This window comes from Cellulomonas sp. JH27-2, assembly GCF_014837175.1.
Lineage (GTDB): Bacteria > Actinomycetota > Actinomycetes > Actinomycetales > Cellulomonadaceae > Cellulomonas.
The window spans coordinates 1-20,631 of record NZ_JACYFR010000005.1 but is presented as its reverse complement, the minus strand read 5'-3'; the positions used below and the strand labels follow the sequence as shown (position 1 = coordinate 20,631).

Below are 20,631 nucleotides of genomic sequence, written 5' to 3'. Positions count from 1 at the left end.
TCCCATCCCCGCTCCGCTCCCGGCGCAGCAGCACGTCACGGGACCACCCGCAGGTCCGCACGCGCCGCGGTCGCCGCGACGAGGCGCGCGTTCGCCTCGTCGGGTCCGTGCGACCAGTCGTGCGCGGCCTGCGCCGTCTTGCCGAACGCGACGTGCCGTGCGACGAGGCGGTCCAGCCGCAGGTCGTCGTCGGGCGCGACGAACCATGCCTCGTCGAGCAGGTCCGCGACCGGCCCGAACCCGTGCGACGACAGCAGCAGATAGTTCCCTTCGACGACGACGAGCGGCACGTCCGGCGGCACGGCGATCGCGCCGGCGACGGGGTTGCGCAGGTCGCGCCGGTACTCGGGCGCGTAGACGGTGGCGTCCGCGACCCGCAGCCGCCGCAGCAGCGCCACGAAGCCCGCCGCGTCGAACGTGTCGGGCGCACCCTTGCGGTCGGCGCGCCCGATCCGCTCCAGCTCGCTCTGCGCCAGGTGGAAGCCGTCCATCGGGACGACGACGGCCCGTCCGCCGAGCTCGTCAGCGACGTGCGCCGCGAGCGTCGACTTGCCCGCGCCGGGCGCACCCGCGATGCCGAGCAACCGGCGGCTCCCGTCGGCCACGAGCGCGCGGGCACGCCCCAGCGCCTCGTCGAGCGAGGCGGACGTGCCGCTCACGCGGACGGGTGTGCGGTGCGCCCGGTGAGCAGCTCCGCGATCGTGTCCGGGAGCGCGCGGGCGACCATCCGGGCGCTCACGGGCCCGTGCGGGTTGGCCCGGTGCGCGGCGCGCCCGTGGACCAGCGCGGCCGCGGCACCCAGCGCGGCGGCGAGCGACGGGTCCTCGTGGATGTCGTCGGCCCGGCCCGCGAGCAACGCGCCGAGCAGGCCGGCCAGCACGTCGCCCGACCCGGCGGTCGAGAGCCAGGCCGGCGCGTCGGCCTGCGTGTAGACCGCCTCCTGGGCGCCGACGACGACGGTCACGTGCCCCTTGAGCAGCACGGTCGCCCCGGTCAGCTCGTGCGCCCGGCGAGCCCAGCGCACCGGTTCCGCCTCGACGCCGGCCCGGTCGACACGCTCCCCCCGTGTGCCCAGCACGGTCGCGAGCTCGCCGGCGTGCGGCGTGATGATCACGTGCGGACCGACGTGCGCGGGCAGCAGGGCCAGCGCGCCGGCGTCGCACACCGCGGCCTCACCGCGCTGCTGCACCCCCTCCCACGCGTGCTCGATGCGGCGGCGCTGCGCAGCGTCGTCGGGCGAGACGCCCGGACCGAACACCCACGCCTGCACCCGCCCGACCCCCGGCACGACCTCCGGTCGACGCGCCACCACCAGGTCGGCCACGTCACCGAGATAGCGGACCATGCCCACGCCGGTCAGCACCGCGGCGGTCGTCGAGAGCACCGCGGCCCCGGGGTAGCGGCGCGCACCGGCGATCACGCCGACGACTCCACGCGTGTACTTGTGCGCCTGCGGCCCCGGCACCGGCCACAGGTCGGCGACGTCGTCGTCCTCGAGGCGCGCGACCGCCGGTGCGTCCGGCAGCTCCAGGCCGACGTCGACGACCTCGACCCGACCCGCCACGGAGGTCGCCGGCGGCAGCAGGAGCCCCGGCTTCGCGCCGCCGAACGTCACCGTGACGTCCGCCGGCAGCACGCTCCCGCTCACGGCGCCGTCGTCGACGCCGATGCCCGACGGCGCATCCACCGCCACGACGAGCGCCGGCGCCTCGTCGTCCTCGCGCCCCTGCCCGACCAGTGCGACGAGCTCCGCCGCCCGACCGCGCAGACCGCCGGACGCACCGATGCCGAGCAGGCCGTCGAGCACGACGTCCGCGGCGGCGGCCAGCGCCCGCACGTCGTCGTTCGCGCGAGCGACCAGCCCTCCCGCCTCGCGCAGCGCGGCGACCCCGGCACCGTGCACACGGTCGCCGGCCGTGACGGCGACGACGCGCACTCCCCGGCGGGCCAGGTGCGAGCCCGCGAACAACGCGTCACCACCGTTGTTGCCCGGCCCCACCAGGAGCAGCACACGCGCACCGGTCGTCCGCCCCCGTCGCTCGCGCAGCAGCGCGCCCACGCGCGTCGCGAGCGCGAAGGCGGCCCGGTCCATGAGCGGGACCCCCGCCGCGAGCAGGGGCTCCTCGGCGGCGCGGACCTGCGCGGACGTCCAGGAGAGCAGCACACGTCCATCTTGTCGGCTCCCTGCCGCACGGGCCACACGGGCGGGGTAACGTGCGGAGCATGCGCTTCGGAACCTTCATCCCCCAAGGCTGGCGGCAGGACCTGACGGGCATCGAGCCCCGCGAGCACTGGGCGGTGATGAACGGCCTCGCGCAGCACGTCGACGCCACCGAGGGGTGGGAGTCGCTGTGGGTGTACGACCACTTCCACGCGGTCCCGGAGCCCAACGGGGAGTCCGTGCACGAGGCGTGGAGCCTGATCAGCGCTTTCGCCGCATCGACGAGCCGCGTGCGCCTCGGCCAGATGTGCACGTGCATGGCGTACCGCAACCCCGCCTACCTGGCGAAGGTCGCCGCGACGGCGGACGTCATCTCCGGCGGACGCGTGGAGATGGGCATCGGCGCCGGCTGGTACGAGCACGAGTGGCGCGCCTACGGCTACGGCTTCCCGACCGCCGGCCAGCGGATCGCGATGCTCGACGAGGGCGTCCAGATCTTCAAGCAGCTGTGGACCAACGGTGTCGCGACGCTCGACGGCGAGCACTACCAGGTGGCCGGCGCGCAGCTCGCTCCCCTGCCGCTGCAGGAGGACGGCCCCCCGCTGTGGATCGCCGGTGGCGGCGAGCGCAAGACGCTGCGCATCGCGGCCGAGCACGCGCAGTACACCAACTTCGACGGCACGCCCGAGACGTTCGCGCACAAGTCCGACGTGCTGCGTGGGCACTGCGACGCCATCGGGCGGCCGTTCGACGAGATCGTGCGGTCGGCCAACTACAACATCGTCATCGGCGAGACGCAGGCGGACGTCGACGACCGGATCGCGTGGATCGAGGAGCACTACGCCCTCACGCTGCCCGAGCGGGCACCGCAGCTCGCCGAGGACTTCCGCAACGGCCCGTTGGTCGGCACGGTCGAGCAGGTCGTCGAGAAGCTGCAGCACATGGCGGGGCTCGGCCTCGGCTACGCGATCATCTACTTCGCCGACGCGGCCTACGACCGCAGCAGCATGGAGCTGTTCGAGTCCCAGGTGATCCCCGAGCTGCGCTGAGCCGACGACACACGGCTCAGCCCGACGAGCTCATCCGCTGCGCACCGATCACGGCGAGCAGCGCGAGCCGGTCCGCGTCGGGCGAGCCCGGCGTGGCGGTGAACACCAGCAGGCGCTGACCGCTGTCGGTGTCCAGCAGCGTCTGGCACTCGAGCGTCAGGACGCCGACCTCGGCGTGCGCGATGCGCTTGGTCCGGGCGTGCTTGTCGTCGACGTCGTGCTCGGCCCACACCGCCACGAACTCCGGGCTCCGGGCCGACAACGCCTCGACGATCGCGGCCGCGCGTGATCCGCGGCCACCGCGGGCGTACGCGCCCCGCAGCTCGGCCGTGAACGTGCGACCACGCTCCGCGTGGTCCTCGCGCGGGTAGACGTCGCGCGAGGCGGGGTCCGCGTACCAGCGGTAGACGGTCGAACGCGCGAGGCCGGTGTACGACGTCTGGTCCCCCAGCAGCGCCACGGCCGGTGGCGTCTGCGCGAGCGTCTCACCGGTCTCCGTCACCACCTGCGCCGGGGTGTCCTGCAGCCGGTCGAGGATGCGCAGGATGCCGGGGGCGATGTGCTCGTCGACGCCGACGCGATCCGGGGCGTGGTGACCCGCGAGCCGGAACAGGTGGTCGCGCTCGGCCGTCGTCAGGCGCAGACCGCGGGCCATCGCGGCGAGCATCGGCTCCGACGGCGTCGGGCCGCGGCCCTGCTCGAGCCGCCCGTAGTAGTCGGCCGACATCCCGCACAGCGCCGCCACCTCCTCGCGGCGCAGCCCGCGCGCCCGGCGGCGCTGCCCCCGCGGCAGGCCCACGTCCTCGGGCTGGATCGCCTCGCGACGCGTGCGCAGGAAGTCGGCGAGCTGGGTGCGGTCCATGGGTCCATGGTGCGTGGTGGCCCGCCCCGGAACCAGGGATCGCCGATCCCCGGACAGGCTCGGCCTGGTTGCGCACGGCGCCGCGACGCAGCATGGACGCACCGACGTTCCGACGAAAGGCACCCTCGTGACTCGCATCGCCCTCATCACCGGCGGCTCCCGCGGCCTCGGCCGCGCCACCGCCCTCGCCCTCGCCGACAGCGGCGTCGACGTGCTGATCACCTACCGCACCGGCGCAACCGAGGCGGCCGACGTGGTGGCGGCCGTCGAGGCGGCCGGGCGCCGCGCCGTCGCGCTGCCGCTCGAGACCACCGACCTGGGATCGCACGCGACGTTCGCCGACTCCGTCCGCTCCGCGCTGCGCGACGTCTGGTCGCGCGACACCTTCGACATCCTCGTGAACAACGCGGGCTCGTCCGGCGAGACGCCGCTGGGCGCCACCGACGCCGACGAGGTCCAGCGCCTGTTCGACGTCCACGTCCTGAGCGTCGTCATGTTCACCCAGGAGCTGCTGCCGCTGATCGCGGACGGCGGCCGCATCCTCAACGTCTCCACCGGCCTCACCGTCAACCTCGTCAACCCCGCGTACTCGGTGTACGCCGCCATGAAGGGTGCCGTCGAGGTCTACAGCCGCTACCTGGCCAAGTCCCTCGGCAGCCGCGGGATCGCGGTCAACGTGCTGGCGCCCGGCGCCACCGCGACGGACTTCGCCGGCGGCAACATCCGCGACAACGAGCAGTACCGCGAGCGCATCGCGGCATCGAGCGCGATGGGCAGGGTCGGGGAGCCCGACGACGTCGGTCGCGCCGCCGCGTCGATCCTGGCCGAGGGCATGGGCTGGGTGACGGGGCAGCGCATCGAGGCGGCCGGCGGCCAGGGCATGGGGCGCGCCTGAGCCGTCAGCCCCGAGCCGTCAGTCGCGTTCCGCGATCACGATCGCCGACGCGATGCCGGCGTCGTGCGAGATCGAGAGGTGGAACCGGCTCACGCCCAGCTCGTCGGCCCGTGCCTGCACGGTCCCGGTGACCTCGACGACGGGCTGCGCACCGGCGACCCGTCGGACGGTCGCGTCCTGCCAGCTCATCCCCGGCGGGGCGCCGAGCGCCTTGGCGATGGCCTCCTTGGCGGCGAACCGCGCCGCCAAGGAGGTCTCGGGCATCTCGCGCTCCTCGGGCGTGAAGAGCCGTTCGAGCAGTGACGGCACGCGGTGCAGAGTCGCGACGAAGCGCGCGACGTCGACGACGTCGATGCCCACCCCGACGATCATGCGGCCGGCCCGTCCGTGCGGTCGGCGTCCGTGATCAGATGCCGGTACTGGAACCACTTGTCCTCGAGGGCGGCGTCGAGGTCGACGCCGAAACGCTCGGCGAGCAGCAGCACGTGAGCCAGCACGTCGGCGAGCTCCGCCCGCACGGCGTCGTCGGCCTCCCCCGCGCTCAGACCCCGGTCGCGGGTCCGGCCGGAGCGGTTGAGGAACGCCTGCGTCAGCTCGCCGACCTCCTCGTGCAGCTTGAGCACGAGCCAGTCGTCGGTCCGCTCGACGTCGAACAGGCGGCCGTAGACCCGCGAGATCGTCTCGATCTCGCGCTGCGCGGCCGCGATCTCCACTACTCGACCGTGACGGACTTGGCGAGGTTGCGCGGCTGGTCGACGTCCAGACCCTTGGCCGTCGCGAGCTCGCACGCGAAGACCTGCAGCGGCACCACGGCCAGCAGCGGCGCGAGCAGCGTGGGCGACTGCGGCACGTAGAACACCTCGTCGGCGTACGGCCGCACGGCCTCGTCGCCGTCCTCGGCGATCACCAGCGTGCGCGCGCCGCGGGCGCGGATCTCCTGGATGTTGGAGACGACCTTGGAGTGCAGCGAGTCCCGGCCACGCGGGGACGGCACGACGACGAACACCGGCTGACCGGGCTCGATGAGCGCGATGGGACCGTGCTTGAGCTCGCCCGCCGCGAATCCCTCGGCGTGGATGTAGGCGAGCTCCTTGAGCTTGAGCGCGCCCTCCAGCGCGACGGGGAACCCGACGTGCCGGCCGAGGAACAGCACCGACTGCGTGTCGACCATCCAGCGCGCGATCTCGCGCACCCGGCCCGCACGGTCCAGGACCTGCTGGATCTTCTCCGGCATCGCCCGCAGCTCGCGCAGGATCTCCGTGACCTCGTCGGCGTACTTGTTGCCGCGCAGCTGCGCCAGGTAGAGCCCCAGCAGGTAGGCGGCAGTGATCTGAGAGAGGAACGCCTTGGTGGAGGCGACCGCGATCTCCGGGCCGGCGTGCGTGTAGAGCACCGCGTCGGACTCGCGCGGGATCGTCGAGCCGTGGGTGTTGACGATGGCGAGGACCTTCGCGCCCTGCTCGCGGGCGTGGCGCACGGCCATGAGCGTGTCCATGGTCTCGCCGGACTGCGAGACGGCGACGACGAGCGTGCGCTCGTTCACCACGGGGTCGCGGTAGCGGAACTCGTGCGCGAGCTCGACCTCCACCGGGATGCGGCACCAGTGCTCGATCGCGTACTTGGCGACGTGGCCGGCATACGCGGCGGTCCCGCAGGCGATGACGACGATCTTGTCGACGGCCCGCAGCACGGACTCGTCGATGCGGACCTCGTCGAGCACCAGGCGACCGCGCGCGTCCGTGCGGCCCAGCAGGGTGTCCGCGACGGCCTGCGGCTGGTCGTGGATCTCCTTGTCCATGAAGGAGCGGAAGCCGCCCTTCTCCGCGGCGGCGGCGTCCCAGTCCACCGTGTAGCGGCGGGCCTGGGCGGGCTGCCCGTCGAAGTCCGTCACGCGCACGTCGTCGGGCGTGATGGTCACGACCTGGTCCTGGCCCAGCTCGAGCGCCTCACGCGTGTGCGCGATGAAGGCCGACACGTCCGAGCCGAGGAAGTTCTCACCCTCGCCGAGGCCGACGACGAGCGGCGAGTCGTGCCGCGCGCCGACCACGGTGCTCGGGTCGTCGGCGTGCACGGCCAGCAACGTGAACGTGCCGTGCAGCGTGCGCACGACGCTCGTCATGGCGGCGGTCAGGTCGCCCGACGCGTCATAGGCGCGCGAGACGAGGTGAGCGGCGACCTCCGTGTCCGTCTCGGAGACGAACTCGACGCCGTCGGCGACCAGCTCGGCCTTGAGCGACGCGAAGTTCTCGACGATCCCGTTGTGGATCAGGGCGAGACGCCCGGCGACGTGCGGGTGCGCGTTGGTGTCCGTGGGCCCGCCGTGCGTCGCCCACCGCGTGTGACCGATGGCGGCCGTGGAGTCGTCGAGCGGGCGCGCGTCGAGCTCCTCCACGAGGTTGGCCAGCTTGCCGGCCTTCTTCGCCGTCTCGAGGCCCGTGCCCGGACCGACGAGGGCGACACCGGCCGAGTCGTAGCCGCGGTACTCCAGGCGCCGCAGCCCTTCGAGCACGACGTCCAGCGGACGTCCGCTGGCCTGCTGGCTCCCGACGTAACCCACGATTCCACACATGGCGGCGAGTCTATCCGGGGCCGACGACGCTCCCGGAGCCGCGCGGCGGACGTCACACCGCGCGCCCGCAGCCCGGGCGGGTCCCGACGGCCCGCGTCCGGCACAATCGGACCGTGCCCGCGCTGACCCCGTCCACGCCGTACGTGGACCTCGACCGGGAGGCGTGGACACGCCTGTCGGCCTCCACGCCCCTGCCGCTCACCGACGCCGACGTCGAGCGGCTCGCCGGTCTGGGCGACCCCATCGACCTGGCAGAGGTCGACGCGATCTACCGTCCCATCTCCCGCCTGCTCGACCTCTACGTCGAGGCGACGCGCGGCCTGCACCAGGCGTCGAGCACCTTCCTGCGCGAGGACATCGTCGCGACGCCCTTCGTCATCGGCGTCGCCGGTTCGGTGGCCGTCGGCAAGTCCACGACCGCCCGCCTGCTGCGCGAGCTGCTGGCCCGCTGGCCCGCCACGCCGCGCGTCCAGCTCGTCACCACCGACGGGTTCCTCTACCCGAACGCCGAGCTCGAGCGCCGCGGTCTGATGGAGCGCAAGGGCTTCCCGGAGTCGTACGACCGGCGCGCGCTGCTGCGGTTCATCTCCAAGGTGAAGGCCGGACGGCCCGAGGTCCGGGCCCCCGTCTACGACCACCTGACGTACGACATCGTGCCCGGGCGCGAGATCGTCGTGGAGCGGCCCGACGTCCTCGTCGTCGAGGGTCTCAACGTGCTGCAGCCCGCACGACCCAGCACGGAGGGCGCGTCCAACCTCGCGGTCAGCGACTTCTTCGACTTCTCCATCTACGTCGACGCCCGCACGCCGGACGTGCGGCAGTGGTACGTCGACCGGTTCCTGTCGCTGCGGAGCACCGCGTTCGCGGACCCGAACTCGTACTTCCACCGGTACGCCGCACTGTCCGACGACGAGGCCGTTGAACGCGCCGAGCGCATCTGGGACACCATCAACGCCCCGAACCTCGAGCAGAACATCCTGCCGACGCGCAGCCGCGCCGACCTGGTGCTCACGAAGGGACGCGACCACTCGGTCGAGCGGGTGCGGCTGCGCAAGATCTGAGGGCTGGGGTCGGAGACCTGAGGCTTAGGGGTCGGAGACCTGAGGCCTACGGGCTCGGGGACGACGACGGGACGAGCAGCCCGACCGGGTAGGTCGCGGTGTCCGTGGTCGTGAGACCCGCGAGGGCCTTGCCGACCTCCGCACGTGGCCCGACGCCGCAGGCGTCCGTGGGCACCTGGACGCGCACGGCCCGGCCGAGCGCATCCACGAGCCACAGCTGCAGCGGCACGTCGTCGCAGGTGGCGGTGTCGGTGGACTCGCGCGACGGCAGCTCGAGGGCCGACTTCAGCGCCGTCATGTCACCGTCGCGGCTCGTGGCCTGCACCGAGCTCCACGTCCCGGCGGAGTCGGTGAGCTGGCCGCCCGGCGTGCACGCGAGCGCGCTCACGGCGACGAATGTGCGCGGCACGGTCCCCTCCGAGGGTGCGTCCGGGTGCGGCGTCGCGGACGAGGGCGTCGTCGCGGCCGTACCGGGCGCGGGCGTCAGGCCCAGCGCGTCCAGGACCTGGGGAGACTGGCAGTCCGCGGCGGGTGCGACGACGGCGGCCGCCGACGACCCGGCGGAGTCGGCCCCGCCGTCGTCGGCGCTGCACCCCGCCAGGAGCCCGAGCGTGCACGCGCCGAGCAGGGCGACGACAGCGCGACGCGTGGCCATGGTGCCCTCTCCTTCCCGGCGCGCGACGAGGAACCCGCTCCGAGCGGGTGCCACGTGGTGGAGGGTGGCGACGGCGCCGACCCACGTCCGAGCGTACGAGCGGGTGACGTCCATTCACCCGTTCGATGCACGATCGTTAGGCCTCGCGACCCGATCGTGAGCAAACTGTGACCGGTCCCATGGTCAGGGCAGAGGGAACCCCAGCGCCTCGGCGGCGAGCTCGGGACGCGGCTGCGACGCCCATCGCAGGCCCGTCTCGTCGGCCGCGGCGAGCGACCGGAGCTCGGCACGGTCCAGGTACAGCATCCCGCCCAGGTGGTCGGTCTCGTGCTGGACGATGCGCGCCGGCCACCCGGTCACGACCTCGTCGAGCGCCCGGCCGTGCTCGTCCTGGCCCGTCAGGCGCACCGCGCGCCACCGCGCGACGACCGCCTGGTACGCGGGCACGCTGAGGCAGCCCTCGTAGAACGCGACGCGGTCGTCCCCGACCTGCTCGTACGCCGGGTTGAGCAGCACCCGGTACTCCAGCGGCACACGCTCGCGCACGGAAGCCACCTCCTGCGACGCCACACCGGGGTCCTCCACCACCGCGATCGCCAGCGGCAGACCCACCTGCGGCGCGGCCAGGCCGACCCCCGGGGCGGCCCGCATCGTGCGGTGCAGCAGCGCGAGCAGACCCGCCAGCTCGTCGTCGTCCAGCTGGCCGTCGTAGGGCACGGCGACACCGCGCAGGGCGGGGTGGCCCGCACGCACGATGGGTGCGGACCCGGCCCCCGCGTCGTCGAGCAGGCGCAGCGCGAGCTCCCGCAGGGCGCGGTCACGATCGGTCACGTCAGCCCTCGACAGCTACAGCGCGAGCCGGTCGCGGACCACGTCCGCGAGCTCGGCGGCCACGCGGTCGGCGGCGGACTGGGTCGCGGCCTCGACCATGACACGCACCAGCGGCTCCGTACCGGACGGACGCAGCAGCACCCTCCCGGTGTCGCCCAGCGTGGCCTCGGCCCGCTTGACTGCGTCGGCGAGCACACCGTCGTCCGTGCGCGCCTTGTCGACGCCGTTGACGTTGACGAGGGTCTGCGGCAGACGCCGGACGATGCCCGCGAGCTCGTGCAACGGCCGGCCGGTCGCCCGGACGCGTGCGGCGAGCTGCAGCGCGGTCAGGACACCGTCGCCCGTCGTGGCGTGGCGAGCCATGATGATGTGACCGGACTGCTCGCCACCGAGGCTGAAGCCCGCGGCCCGCATCGCCTCCAGGACGTAGCGGTCCCCCACCCCCGTCTCGACGGTCGCGATGCCCGCGTCGCGCATCGCCAGCCGCAGACCCAGGTTGCTCATGACGGTGGTGACCAGGGTGTCCTCGACGAGCTCCCCGCGGTCACGCATCGCGACCGCCAGCACACCCATGATCTGGTCGCCGTCGACCAGGACGCCCGACGCGTCGACCGCCAGGCAGCGGTCGGCGTCCCCGTCGAACGCGACGCCGAGGTCGGCACCCGACGCGACCACGGCCGCCTGCAGCTGCTCCGGGTGCGTGGAACCGCACTTCTCGTTGATGTTGCGGCCGTCCGGGGACGCGTTGATGACGACGACGTCCGCGCCGGCCTCCCGCAGCGCCGCCGGACCCACCTCGCTGGCCGCGCCGTTGGCGCAGTCGACCGCGATGCGCAGACCCGTCAGCGGTGTGTCGATGGTGCCGACGAGGTGCTCGACGTACGACGCCCCGGCGCTGCCCGGGTCGATCCGGATCCGGCCGACGTCACCGCCGAGCGGCCGCTCCCACTCCTCGCCGATCCGCGCCTCGATCGCCGTCTCCAGGTCGTCGTCGAGCTTGTGCCCGCCGCGCGCCAGGAACTTGATCCCGTTGTCGGGCATCGCGTTGTGGGAGGCGGACAGCACCACGCCGATGTCGACGCCGAGCGACGCCGTCAGGTAGGCGACGGCCGGGGTGGGCAGCACGCCGATGTTGAGCACGTCGACACCCGCCGAGGCGAGACCCGCAGCCACCGACGCCGCCAGGAACTCGCCGGAGATGCGCGTGTCGCGCCCGACGACGGCCCGCGGCCGGTGCCCCACGAACTCGCCTCGGCTCCCCAGGACGTGCGCGGCCGCGACCGACAGGTCGAGCGCGAGCTCGGCCGTCACGTCGCGGTTGGCGAGCCCACGGACCCCGTCGGTCCCGAACAGCTGACCCATGTCAGACCCCTTCGTCGTTCCCGCAGCACGCTAGTCCTGCGGCGGCACGTGTGCCGGTACATCCGGACATGCCGATGGCCCCGGCGGTCGTGCGACCGGCCGGGGCCATCGTGCGAGGCGCGTGGATCAGCGCTTCGAGTACTGCGGAGCCTTGCGGGCCTTCTTGAGACCGGCCTTCTTGCGCTCGACGACGCGGGCGTCGCGGGTCAGGAAACCGGCCTTCTTCAGCGCCGGGCGGTTGTGCTCGGCGTCGATCGCGTTGAGCGCACGGGCGATGCCCAGGCGCAGCGCACCGGCCTGGCCGGAGACGCCACCACCGGTGATGCGCGCGACGACGTCGAAGCGACCCTCGACGTCCACGAGCTTCAGCGGGGAGTTCACCAGCTGCTGGTGAACCTTGTTCGGGAAGTAGTCCTCGAGCTTGCGCCCGTTGATCGTCCACTCGCCGGTGCCGGGCACCAGGCGAACGCGGGCGATGGCCTCCTTGCGACGACCGAGCGCCTGGCCGGGGGCCGTGATGCTCTGGCCGCGGCCGGTGGGCGCAGCGGTCTCGGAGGTGTAGCTGGTGGGGGTCTCGTCGCCCTCGAGGTCGATGTCGACCGTCGTCTCTGCCACGGTGATTCCTGTCGTCTCTACGCGCTGCGGCCTCAGGCCTGCTGCGCGACCTGGGTGATCTCGAAGGGCTGGGGCTGCTGGGCCGCGTGGGGGTGCTCGCCGCCCACGTAGACCTTGAGCTTGCCGAGCTGCTGACGGCCGAGGCTCGTCTTGGGGATCATGCCCGCGACGGCCTTCTCGATCGCCCGCTCGGGGTTCTTGTCCAGCAGGTCCTTGTACGTGGTGGCGCGGAGGCCGCCCGGGTAGCCGGAGTGCCGGTACGCGAGCTTGGTCTCACGCTTGTTGCCGGTCAGCGCGATCTTCTCCGCGTTGATGACGATGACGAAGTCACCGCCGTCGACGTGGGGAGCGTAGGTCGCCTTGTGCTTGCCGCGCAGCAACGTGGCCACATGAGTGGCCAGGCGGCCCAGGACGACATCGGTCGCGTCGATGACGTACCAGTTCCGCTCGACGTCGCCGGGCTTCGGGGTGTACGTGCGCACGGTCGTAGCCTTCGTTTCGTGTTGCGTCGTGTCACGGCGAGCACCCGCAAGCCGCGGGTGTGCCGATGATGGCTGGTCGGTGGCATCCGCGGACCGGCGAGTGGGATCACCTGCCCTGCCGACGCGGCGGGTGCTGAGTACACCGGCCAGCGTTCGGGGACGCACAACGACTCACAAGATTACCCGGGGGCTCCGCGGACGGTCAAAATCAGGGTCCTCCGCGCGCGGGATCAACGCGCCGACGGCGGCCCGTGCCGGCGCACCGGCCGCAGTGCCGCCGCGGCGGCACGCGTGACGCGCTCGGTCAGGTCGTCGAGCGTGGGCGTGCGCAGCGCCCAGTGCTGCCAGTACAGGGGGACGTCGAGCTGGCGGCCGGGGCTGACCTCGACGACGTCGCCGGCCGCGATGAGCTCGCGTGCGGCGGCCTCGGGCACCATCCCCCACCCCAGCCCGGCGCGGATCAGCGCGACGAACGCCTGCTGCGAGGGGACGTGGTGCACGTTCGGCGTGACGGTGCGCCGCCCGACGACGCTCGCGACGAACTGCTCCTGCAGCCCGTCCTCCCGGTTGAACGCGAGCAACGGCGCCGCGGCGAACGCCTCCGCACCGACCCCGTCGCCAAACCACTGCGCACGTCGCTGACCTGCGGCGACGGCCAGATAGCGCATGGCGCCGAGGCGTTGCACCCGGCATCCCTGCACCACGCGAGGATCAGCCGTCACGGCGGCCATCACAGTCCCGTCGCGCAGCAGGTCGGCGGACAGGTCCTGGTCCTCGCGCCGGACGTCGAGGAGCACGTCCGCCGGCAGGTCGGCGACCGCGGCCGGGAACCAGGTGGACAGCGAGTCGTCGTTCACGGCGACGGCCAGTCGGCGGGCGGCGACCGGAGCGCGCGGGTTGCGGGAGCGCGGCGGCTGCAGCTGCGCCATCGCGTCCCTGCCCAGGAGCTCCTGCTGCCCCGCGAGCCGCACGAGGACCTCACCGTCCGGCGTCGCGCGGCAGGGCCGCGTGCGCAGCACGAGCACGCGGCCGACGGCCTGCTCGAGCGCCTTGACGCGCTGGCTGACGGCCGACGGTGTGACGTGAAGCCGCTGGGCAGCGGCGTCGAAGCTGCCTTCCTGGGCCACCGCAGCCAGGGCCGCGAGCTGGTCCGCATCCAGTGCCATGTGAGAGATTCTAATGCATCTTCAGAAACATGCGCTGGACTTCATGTCTGGTGGTTCCTAGCGTCGTCCACCGTGTCCACCACCGCTCTGCTCGCCGGGTTCTTCGCCGGTCTCTCGCTCATCGTCGCGATCGGCGCCCAGAACGCCTTCGTCCTGCGCCAGGGGCTTCGGCGCGAGCACGTGCTGCCCGTCGTCGCCGTCTGCGCCGGAGCGGACCTCCTGCTGATCGCGTGCGGTGTCGCCGGCCTGGGCGTCGTCGTGACGTCCCACCCGCACGTCCTGTCCGCGACGCGATGGGGTGGTGCCGCGTTCCTGCTCGTTCTCGCGACGAACGCCGTGCGTCGTGCCCGGCGCCCGGCGGTGCTCGACCCCGCAGCCAGCGGTCCCGCCGCGCGCGGTCCGATCGTGAGCACGTGCCTGGCGCTCACCTTCCTCAACCCGCACGTCTATCTTGACACCGTGGTGCTGCTGGGCTCGCTCTCGCACCAGCACGACCCGGCCGCGTGGTCGTTCGGGGCAGGTGCCGGTGTCGCCAGCGTCGCGTGGTTCACCGTGCTGGGCTTCGGGGCCCGCGGGCTGCGGCCGCTCTTCGCGCGGCCGTCAGCCTGGCGGGCACTCGACCTGGTGGTGGCCGCCGTCATGGCGACGCTCGCGGTGCTGCTCGTGGCGTGACCGTGCAGCGGCGGGCCGCCACCGGGCCTAGCGGCGTTCGACGAAGGTGCGGGAGATCGTCGAGGCGTCGTCGCCCGTGCCGCCCACGTGCCCCATCGGGTCCCCCGATCCCAGGTCGTCCACTCCCGCCGTCGCCAGTGCCCCGACCGCGAGCGTCCGCCGCACGGCGGAGAACGTCAGGACGTGCGCCAGCACCCCGCCCAAGGAGAACGTCTGGGGCGGCATGCAGGTCGCGTCGACGAAGGCGTCGTCGGCGTGGCCGTTTCGCACCGGCTCGACGACCGCCGCACGGAATCGCGGTTCGGCGTCGTCGAGGCGTTCGCGGAGCTGGCCGACGGACGTCCCCCCGACGGGGATCTCTTCCGCACCCTCGACGGCCGCCGCCCACATCTCGAGCTGGCGCACGAGGCGGTCGGTCAGGACGCGCAGCGACGGGGCTTCGTCGATGCCCTCGACGTCCAGCCCGATGGACCGGTCGAGGGCGGTGTCGTCCACGCCGTCCAGGCGGTCGACGATCTGGCCGGTCAACCAGACGTGGTGCTCGTACATCTTCGTGAGGACGTCCATGGCGTCGCTCCTCTCGGGTGCCGGCAGGCGGAGCCCGCCGGGCGGGTGGAAGTGGATGCTGCTCGGTGTCGGCAGCCGGAAGTCACGACGTGGTCCGGGAGGACCACCGCGACGGGCGGCGCTCGGCGTGCAGCCGTAGGCACGCACGAAGGCGCGGGTGAAGGCGTCGGGGGACTCGTAGCCGGCCTCGGCAGCGACGTCGATGACGGTGTCGTTCCCCCGGGCCAGCCGGTAGGCCGCCCGCTCGAGCAGCAGACGGCGCCGGAAACGTCCGGTCGGCTCGCCCAGGGTCGCGTGCACCAGGCGGTCGAAGTGGAACCGCGAGAGGTACGCCCGCCGCGCCAGGTCGCTGCCGGCGAGACGGGGCTCGTCCAAGGAGTCCTCGACCAGCTGCAGGATCTCCCGCAGACGGTTCGTCTCTGTCATGTCTCGATCCTGCAACGGGGACCGAGTCCGTGTCCCTGCAGGGATTGCCGTGCTGCGGAGCTCGCCGGAGCCGTCCTCCGGGTCGGCATGGCGCCGCGGTCAGCGCGCGCGGACCACGCGCGCCGTGTCCCACACCGGTTCGGGCGTCTCGGCCACCGATCCGTCGGCACCGAACACGAGGTACCGGTCGAACGTGCGCGTGAACCACCGGTCGTGCGTGACCGCCATGACCGTGCCCTCGAACGCCTCCAGCCCGGCCTCGAGCGCCTCCGCCGAGTGGAGGTCCAGGTTGTCCGTCGGCTCGTCGAGCAGCAGGAGGGTCGCGCCGCCCAGCTCGAGCAGCAGGATCTGCAGGCGCGCCTGCTGGCCCCCCGACAACGTCTCGTACCGTTGCTCGGCGGCCCCGACGAGCTCGTACCGGTCGAGCGCTCGGCTCGCCTGCTCGCGCCCCAGGCCCGATCGGTGGTCGTCGCCGCGGTGCAGGATCTCCAGCAGCGTGCGCCCGACGAGCTCGGGGTGCGCGTGGTTCTGCGCGAACCAGCCCGGCCGCACGCGCGACCCGAGGACCACCCGGCCGGCGTGGTTCACCGGAGCCACCGGCGTCTCTCCCGCGGGCAGGTGCTCGGGGCCGGGGTCGCTGCCGCCGCCCGCCAGCAGGCGCAGGAAGTGCGACTTGCCCGATCCGTTGGACCCGAGCACGGCGACCCGCTCGCCGAACCACACCTCGAGGTCGAACGGCTTCATGAGGCCCGTCAGCTCCAGGTGCGTCGCCACCACGGCGCGCTTCGCGGTCCGGCCGCCCCGGAGGCGCACGTGCACGCGCTGCTCGCGGGCCAGGACGGTCGGCGGGCCGGCCTCCTCGAACTTGCGCAGGCGGGTCTGGGCGGCCGAGTAGCGGGAGGCGAGCCCGTCGTTGAAAGCCGACTTCGTCTTCAGCGTGAGCACGAGCTCCTTGAGCTTGGCGTGCTCCTCGTCCCAGCGGCGCAGCTGCTCCTCGAGCCGGTTGCGGCGGTCCTCGCGGGCCTGGTGGTACGTCGCGAAGCTCCCGCCGTGGACCCAGACCGACGCCCCCACGACGGTCGGTTCCAACGTCGCCACCTGCGTCGCGACGCGGGCCAGCAGCTCGCGGTCGTGGCTGACGAACAAGATGGTCTTGTCCGAGGCGACCAGCCGCTCCTCGAGCCAGCGCTTGGTGGGCACGTCCAGCGCGTTGTCGGGCTCGTCGAGCAGCAGGACCTCGTCAGGCCCGCGCAGCAGCGCCTCGAGCACCAACCGCTTCTGCTCACCGCCGGACAACGTGCGGACCTCGCGGTCCTGCGCGCGGTCGAACGGGATCGACAGGACGGCGTCGGTGACACGGTCCCAGCCCGCCTCGGCCTCGTAGCCACCCACGTCCGCCCAGTCGACGAGCGCCTGCGCGTACCGCATCTGCGCCGGCTCGTCGTCGACCGTCATGATCCCCAGCTCGGCGGCCGCCAGCTCCATCGCCGCGTCCCGGATCGCCGGCGCCGCGAGCGACGCGAGCAGGTCCCGGATCGTCCGGTCGTCGTCGACCCGGCCGATGTCCTGCCGCATGACGCCCAGCCCGCCGCTTCGACCGACCGTGCCGCCGTGTGGCGCCTCGTCACCCGCGACGATCCGCAGGAGCGTCGACTTCCCCGCGCCATTGGGGCCGACGAGGGCGACGCGCGCCCCGTCCGCCACCCGGAACGTGACCTCGTCGAGCAGCTGGCGTCCGTCGGACAGGACGTAGGTCACGCCTGCGATGTCGATGTGTCCCACATGATGAGTGTGGACGGTGCTGCTCCCCCACGACGAATCCTTTCGACCGTCGCCGTCATCACACAGCACCGCTGTGCCGATACATCTCTCGTCACCCACCTCGAAGGAGTCCTCGTGCGCCGCACCCTCGCCGCCGTCGTGACGGCCGCCGCCCTGCTCGTCGTCCCGGCGGCCGCCGCCCAGGCCGCCCCCGTCCACACCGCCGCCCACGCGACGAGCTACAAGAACTGCACCGCTCTGCACAAGAAGTACGCCGGCGGCGTCGCCAAGAGCTCCAAGGTCCACAACACCAAGACCTCGCACGGAAAGAAGGTCCGCGCGGCCTCGACGTACAAGCCCAAGGTCAGCGCCGCGCTCTACGCCGCCAACAAGAAGCTGGACCGTGACAAGGACGGCATCGCCTGCGAGCGCTGACCTCTGGCGGACCCCGCGTCGGGGTGCGAAGGTCGTGGGATGAGTGATGACACCTCCGGAACCAGCCAGGACCCCGAGCTCGGCAGCGAGGGCGACACCGACCAGCTCTCGCGCGAGGACACGCTGGTCGACCGCGGCGTCGACGACCTGCTCGACGAGGGCTACAGCCCGCCGCAGCGCGACCGCGCCACCCACTACGGCGAGACCGCGTGGGAGGAGTCGCACCGCGAGACGATCGACCAGCGGGCGCGACAGGAGGAGCCCGACGTCTGGGAGAAGCGTCCCAAGGTCAGCGGCGACCGCGAGGAGTTCCGGGCCGGCCGCCTGGTCGCCGACGACGAGGCCGTCGAGGCCGGCGGGAACGACTCGTTCGCCCTCGATGCGGGCGTCTCGGGCGGCGCCGCGAGCGCCGAGGAGGCGGCCGTGCACCTGGTCGAGGAGGAGTACGTCGACGAGGACAGGTACCACGACGACGACGAGGACTGACCTCGCCCGACGACGTCAGCAGCAGCCGAGCGCGTCGGCTGCCGCGCCCTGAGCCATCCCCTCGATCGCGCCGCGACGCGCCCGGGTCTGCGCGGCGCGATCCGCCAGCTCGGCATCCGGGGGGTACTCGACGGCCTCGAGCGTCAGACCGCGCGCGGCCACCACGTGGGCGGCGGCGTCGCGGCGCCGCCCGGCCAGCAGGTCGGCCGGCCACGCCACCGGCCGCCGGCCTTCGCCGACCGCCACCGCCGCCCCGACGAGCGCACGGACCATCGAGTGGCAGAAGGCGTCCGCCTGCACGTCGGCCACCACGAGCCCCTGCTCGTCACGGCGCCAGCCGAACACCTCGAGCGTGCGGATGGTCGTCGCACCCTCGCGCGGCTTGCAGAACGCCGCGAAGTCGTGCAGCCCGACGAGCGGGCGAGCGGCGGCGGCCATCGCCTCGACGTCCAGCGGACGCCGGTGCCACAGGACGTGCGCGCGGGCCAACGGGTCGCGGCTGCCCGGGTCGTCGCAGATCCGGTACGCGTACCGCCGTCGGACCGCGCCGAAGCGCGCGTCGAACCCGCGCGGCGCCGTCACGACGCGACGCACCACCAGGTCGTCGGGCAGCACACCCGCCAACCGGGACGTGAGCGCGTCGAGCGGATCGCGTTCGCTGCGGCCGCGGGCGGCGGCGAGGCCGTCGTCGTCGACGTCCACGTGCGCCACCTGGCCGCGCGCGTGCACCCCGGCGTCCGTCCGGCCGGCGACGGTCACGCGCGGCGCCGGCGTGCCCCGCGGACCCGTGCGCAGCACCGTCGCCAGGCCCGCCTCCAGCGTGCCCTGCACGGTGCGCAGGCCCGGCTGCGACGCCCACCCGGCGAAGTCCGTGCCGTCGTAGGCGAGGTCCAAGCGCAGCCTGATCACCCGCCCACGGTAGGCGACGGGCGGATACGGTGACCTCTGTGACCCGCCCGGACGCCGCCGCGCACGACGTGGCTCCCTACACGCTGGCCGTGGACTGCGGCGGCAGCGGGATCAAGGCGTCCGTGCTCGACGCGCACGGGACGCTGCACGCACCCGCGGTCCGGGTCCCCACGCCGTACCCGCTGCCCCCTGCCGTGCTGGTCGAGACGATCGCGCAGATCGCCGCCGACCTACCTGCCGCGCAGCGCGTCACCGTCGGTGTGCCGGGGATGATCCGCCACGGCGTCGTCGTCGCGACCCCCCACTACGTCACGCGCGCCGGCCCGCGGACGGCCGTCGACCCCGTCCTCGAGGCAGCGTGGACGGGGTGCGACGTCCGCGCGCTCGTCGAGCAGCGCCTCGCGTTGCCGACGCTCGTCCTCAACGACGCCGAGGTGCACGGCGCCGGCGTGGTCTCCGGCACGGGCCTCGAGCTCATGCTCACCCTCGGGACGGGCCTGGGCGCCGCCCTCTTCGACGGCGGCCGCCTCGCCCCGCACCTCGAGCTCTCCCACGCGCCCGTGCGGTGGGGCGTCACGTACGACGCGTACGTCGGCCAGACGGAGCGTCGACGCCTCGGCAACGGCCTGTGGTCACGTCGTGTCCAGCGCGTCGTCGAGGGCCTGTGGCCCGTGTTCCGCTGGGACCGGCTCTACCTGGGCGGCGGGAACTCACGGAACATCTCCCCCACCGTGCTCGAACGCCTCGGCGAGCACGTGGTCGTCGTGCCCAACCAGGCGGGCATCGTCGGCGGCGTGCGTGCCTGGGACCTGCCGCGCGGCGCCGGTGACGCCCACTGACGCTCACGCCACCTGCGCCGCCACCTCCAGGAGCACGCGCGTGAACGCGACCGGCGCGAGCACGCTGACCAGGTGCGTCGCGTGCGGGATCACGACGAGGTGGGCGTCCGTGCAGGCCGCGACGAACCGCCGCTCCTGCGCGCGGAAGTGGTCGTAGCGGCCGTTGACGACCCAGACAGGCGCCTGGACCTGCGCCAGGTCTTCCAGGGGCCGCGCCGCCCGCATCGCGCGCAGCACCGGGACCGTCACGTCGAGCGCGAAGCCCCCCGCGCCCACGTCGAACGCGCCGTCGGCCGGCAGCGTCACGTCCACGAGGGCCTGGTTGAGCCAGGCACCCCGGTCCGGCAGCAGGCCGATGCCGCGGGCGAGCACCTCCCAGCCGCGCAGCACCACGGTGGTCGGCCGTGTCGAGCACCCCGCCGCCACCAGCCCCGCGACCTGCTCCGGATGTCGCGCGGCGTGCGCGATCGCCGTGTAGCCGCCCAGCGACAGTCCGACGACGAGCGCCCGGCCGCCCGAGCCGTGCACGGCCTCGGCGACCGTCTCCACCGCGCCGTCGAGCGTGAACTCCTCGTCGACCCTGCGCCCGTGGCCGGGCAGGTCCACCGCCGTCACCTCGTGGCCCGCCGACCGCAGCGCGTCGACCTGCGGGCGCCACATCGTCGACGACGTGCGCAGGCCGTGCACCAGGACGACGGGGACGGCCATGCGAATCTCCTATGTCAAGCCGCGGCCGAGAGGGCGCCACTGTGGGCTGCTCGGCTGTGGTTGAGGGTGTTGTAGATGGTGCGGGCGAGTTGACGTCTTAGGCACCGGTAGGTCTCGGTG

General features: G+C 73.3%; 23 protein-coding genes. 7 read left to right on the top strand and 16 right to left on the bottom strand.

What is annotated here, in order from left to right; translation table 11 throughout:
* Window positions 1–35 precede the first annotated feature (35 nt).
* Window positions 36–659 (bottom strand): nucleoside/nucleotide kinase family protein, encoded by a 624-nt coding sequence (locus tag IC607_RS14640; protein ID WP_191788159.1) that lies wholly within the window; start codon window positions 657–659, stop codon window positions 36–38.
* A complete protein-coding gene (locus IC607_RS14635; RefSeq protein ID WP_191788158.1) occupies window positions 656–2,164 on the bottom strand; it encodes an NAD(P)H-hydrate epimerase in 1,509 nt (502 codons plus the stop codon). The genes IC607_RS14640 and IC607_RS14635 overlap by 4 nt, the downstream gene beginning before the upstream one ends.
* 59 nt (window positions 2,165–2,223) lie before the next feature.
* Here IC607_RS14635 and IC607_RS14630 point away from each other — a divergent pair, with 59 nt between their 5' ends.
* Complete coding sequence (locus IC607_RS14630) at window positions 2,224–3,210, top strand: LLM class F420-dependent oxidoreductase (protein WP_191788157.1); 987 nt, start codon at window positions 2,224–2,226, stop codon at window positions 3,208–3,210.
* Window positions 3,211–3,226: 16 nt separating this feature from the next.
* On the opposite strand, the gene IC607_RS14625 is transcribed toward IC607_RS14630, so the two are convergent.
* Window positions 3,227–4,072 carry a helix-turn-helix transcriptional regulator gene (locus tag IC607_RS14625; RefSeq protein WP_191788156.1) on the bottom strand — a complete coding sequence of 282 codons (846 nt, stop codon included), beginning with the start codon at window positions 4,070–4,072 and terminating at the stop codon, window positions 3,227–3,229.
* A 127-nt stretch (window positions 4,073–4,199) separates the two neighbouring features.
* Between IC607_RS14625 and IC607_RS14620 the strand changes: the two genes are divergently transcribed.
* On the top strand, window positions 4,200–4,967 hold the full coding sequence (locus IC607_RS14620; protein WP_191788155.1) for an SDR family oxidoreductase: 768 nt from the start codon (window positions 4,200–4,202) through the stop codon (window positions 4,965–4,967).
* A gap of 18 nt (window positions 4,968–4,985) precedes the next feature.
* On the opposite strand, the gene IC607_RS14615 is transcribed toward IC607_RS14620, so the two are convergent.
* Genes IC607_RS14615 through glmS form a run of 3 tightly spaced genes read right to left on the bottom strand, consistent with a single transcriptional unit; the run spans window position 4,986 to window position 7,536 of the window.
* Entirely contained in the window at window positions 4,986–5,339 is a 354-nt protein-coding gene (locus tag IC607_RS14615; protein ID WP_191788154.1) for a holo-ACP synthase, read from the bottom strand.
* Window positions 5,336–5,680, bottom strand: a complete 345-nt coding sequence (locus tag IC607_RS14610) for a MazG-like family protein (RefSeq protein ID WP_191788153.1) — start codon at window positions 5,678–5,680, stop codon at window positions 5,336–5,338. Before IC607_RS14610 ends, IC607_RS14615 begins: the two co-directional genes overlap by 4 nt.
* Window positions 5,680–7,536: a glutamine--fructose-6-phosphate transaminase (isomerizing) gene (gene glmS, locus IC607_RS14605; protein WP_191788152.1), complete on the bottom strand. Its 1,857-nt coding sequence runs from the start codon at window positions 7,534–7,536 to the stop codon at window positions 5,680–5,682. Before glmS ends, IC607_RS14610 begins: the two co-directional genes overlap by 1 nt.
* Before the next feature lie 113 nt (window positions 7,537–7,649).
* Between glmS and coaA the strand changes: the two genes are divergently transcribed.
* Window positions 7,650–8,597, top strand: coding sequence for a type I pantothenate kinase (gene coaA / locus IC607_RS14600; RefSeq protein WP_191788151.1), 948 nt, complete (start codon window positions 7,650–7,652; stop codon window positions 8,595–8,597).
* Window positions 8,598–8,643: 46 nt separating this feature from the next.
* Here the strand turns inward: coaA and IC607_RS14595 are convergent, their stop codons facing one another.
* From IC607_RS14595 to IC607_RS14570, 6 genes are all read right to left on the bottom strand, one after another.
* A complete protein-coding gene (locus tag IC607_RS14595; protein WP_191788150.1) occupies window positions 8,644–9,252 on the bottom strand; it encodes a hypothetical protein in 609 nt (202 codons plus the stop codon).
* A 183-nt stretch (window positions 9,253–9,435) separates the two neighbouring features.
* On the bottom strand, window positions 9,436–10,083 hold the full coding sequence (locus IC607_RS14590) for a peptide deformylase (RefSeq protein ID WP_191788149.1): 648 nt from the start codon (window positions 10,081–10,083) through the stop codon (window positions 9,436–9,438).
* A gap of 15 nt (window positions 10,084–10,098) precedes the next feature.
* Window positions 10,099–11,445, bottom strand: a complete 1,347-nt coding sequence (glmM, locus tag IC607_RS14585) for a phosphoglucosamine mutase (protein ID WP_191788148.1) — start codon at window positions 11,443–11,445, stop codon at window positions 10,099–10,101.
* 126 nt (window positions 11,446–11,571) lie between these two features.
* On the bottom strand, window positions 11,572–12,060 hold the full coding sequence (rpsI, locus tag IC607_RS14580) for a 30S ribosomal protein S9 (protein ID WP_191788147.1): 489 nt from the start codon (window positions 12,058–12,060) through the stop codon (window positions 11,572–11,574).
* 32 nt (window positions 12,061–12,092) lie between these two features.
* Complete coding sequence (rplM, locus tag IC607_RS14575; RefSeq protein ID WP_191788146.1) at window positions 12,093–12,542, bottom strand: 50S ribosomal protein L13; 450 nt, start codon at window positions 12,540–12,542, stop codon at window positions 12,093–12,095.
* A gap of 230 nt (window positions 12,543–12,772) precedes the next feature.
* Complete coding sequence (locus IC607_RS14570; protein WP_191788145.1) at window positions 12,773–13,708, bottom strand: LysR family transcriptional regulator ArgP; 936 nt, start codon at window positions 13,706–13,708, stop codon at window positions 12,773–12,775.
* Window positions 13,709–13,780: 72 nt separating this feature from the next.
* Here IC607_RS14570 and IC607_RS14565 point away from each other — a divergent pair, with 72 nt between their 5' ends.
* Window positions 13,781–14,380, top strand: coding sequence for a LysE/ArgO family amino acid transporter (locus IC607_RS14565; protein ID WP_191788144.1), 600 nt, complete (start codon window positions 13,781–13,783; stop codon window positions 14,378–14,380).
* 27 nt (window positions 14,381–14,407) lie between these two features.
* On the opposite strand, the gene IC607_RS14560 is transcribed toward IC607_RS14565, so the two are convergent.
* Both IC607_RS14560 and IC607_RS14555 read right to left on the bottom strand, forming a co-directional pair.
* Window positions 14,408–15,373 (bottom strand): AraC family transcriptional regulator, encoded by a 966-nt coding sequence (locus tag IC607_RS14560; protein ID WP_191788143.1) that lies wholly within the window; start codon window positions 15,371–15,373, stop codon window positions 14,408–14,410.
* Between the two features lie 99 nt (window positions 15,374–15,472).
* Entirely contained in the window at window positions 15,473–17,155 is a 1,683-nt protein-coding gene (locus tag IC607_RS14555; RefSeq protein WP_191788142.1) for an ATP-binding cassette domain-containing protein, read from the bottom strand.
* 114 nt (window positions 17,156–17,269) lie between these two features.
* Here IC607_RS14555 and IC607_RS17545 point away from each other — a divergent pair, with 114 nt between their 5' ends.
* Together IC607_RS17545 and IC607_RS14545 are read left to right on the top strand one after the other, a co-directional pair.
* Window positions 17,270–17,569 carry an excalibur calcium-binding domain-containing protein gene (locus IC607_RS17545; RefSeq protein WP_370526274.1) on the top strand — a complete coding sequence of 100 codons (300 nt, stop codon included), beginning with the start codon at window positions 17,270–17,272 and terminating at the stop codon, window positions 17,567–17,569.
* A 39-nt stretch (window positions 17,570–17,608) separates the two neighbouring features.
* On the top strand, window positions 17,609–18,055 hold the full coding sequence (locus IC607_RS14545) for a DUF5709 domain-containing protein (RefSeq protein WP_191788141.1): 447 nt from the start codon (window positions 17,609–17,611) through the stop codon (window positions 18,053–18,055).
* Window positions 18,056–18,070: 15 nt separating this feature from the next.
* Here IC607_RS14545 and truA read toward each other — a convergent pair whose 3' ends face one another.
* The gene (gene truA / locus IC607_RS14540) at window positions 18,071–18,964 is read right to left on the bottom strand and encodes a tRNA pseudouridine(38-40) synthase TruA (RefSeq protein ID WP_191788140.1); all 894 of its coding nucleotides are present in this window, start codon (window positions 18,962–18,964) and stop codon (window positions 18,071–18,073) included.
* A gap of 38 nt (window positions 18,965–19,002) precedes the next feature.
* On the opposite strand from truA, the gene IC607_RS14535 reads away from it, so the two are divergent.
* The gene (locus IC607_RS14535; RefSeq protein WP_370526273.1) at window positions 19,003–19,803 is read left to right on the top strand and encodes an ROK family protein; all 801 of its coding nucleotides are present in this window, start codon (window positions 19,003–19,005) and stop codon (window positions 19,801–19,803) included.
* Between the two features lie 3 nt (window positions 19,804–19,806).
* Here IC607_RS14535 and IC607_RS14530 read toward each other — a convergent pair whose 3' ends face one another.
* Window positions 19,807–20,511 (bottom strand): alpha/beta fold hydrolase, encoded by a 705-nt coding sequence (locus IC607_RS14530; protein WP_191788139.1) that lies wholly within the window; start codon window positions 20,509–20,511, stop codon window positions 19,807–19,809.
* Window positions 20,512–20,631 lie beyond the last annotated feature (120 nt).

Bases quoted from the DNA above. Each gene is read 5' to 3' on its own strand.
- IC607_RS14630 (WP_191788157.1), top strand. From the start codon at position 2,224: ATGCGCTTCGGAACCTTCATCCCCCAAGGCTGGCGGCAGGACCTGACG.
- IC607_RS14625 (WP_191788156.1), bottom strand. From the start codon at position 4,072: ATGGACCGCACCCAGCTCGCCGACTTCCTGCGCACGCGTCGCGAGGCG.
- IC607_RS14615 (WP_191788154.1), bottom strand. From the start codon at position 5,339: ATGATCGTCGGGGTGGGCATCGACGTCGTCGACGTCGCGCGCTTCGTC.
- glmS (WP_191788152.1), bottom strand. From the start codon at position 7,536: ATGTGTGGAATCGTGGGTTACGTCGGGAGCCAGCAGGCCAGCGGACGT.
- IC607_RS14595 (WP_191788150.1), bottom strand. From the start codon at position 9,252: ATGGCCACGCGTCGCGCTGTCGTCGCCCTGCTCGGCGCGTGCACGCTC.
- glmM (WP_191788148.1), bottom strand. From the start codon at position 11,445: ATGGGTCAGCTGTTCGGGACCGACGGGGTCCGTGGGCTCGCCAACCGC.
- IC607_RS14570 (WP_191788145.1), bottom strand. From the start codon at position 13,708: ATGGCACTGGATGCGGACCAGCTCGCGGCCCTGGCTGCGGTGGCCCAG.
- IC607_RS14560 (WP_191788143.1), bottom strand. From the start codon at position 15,373: ATGACAGAGACGAACCGTCTGCGGGAGATCCTGCAGCTGGTCGAGGAC.
- IC607_RS14545 (WP_191788141.1), top strand. From the start codon at position 17,609: ATGAGTGATGACACCTCCGGAACCAGCCAGGACCCCGAGCTCGGCAGC.
- IC607_RS14530 (WP_191788139.1), bottom strand. From the start codon at position 20,511: ATGGCCGTCCCCGTCGTCCTGGTGCACGGCCTGCGCACGTCGTCGACG.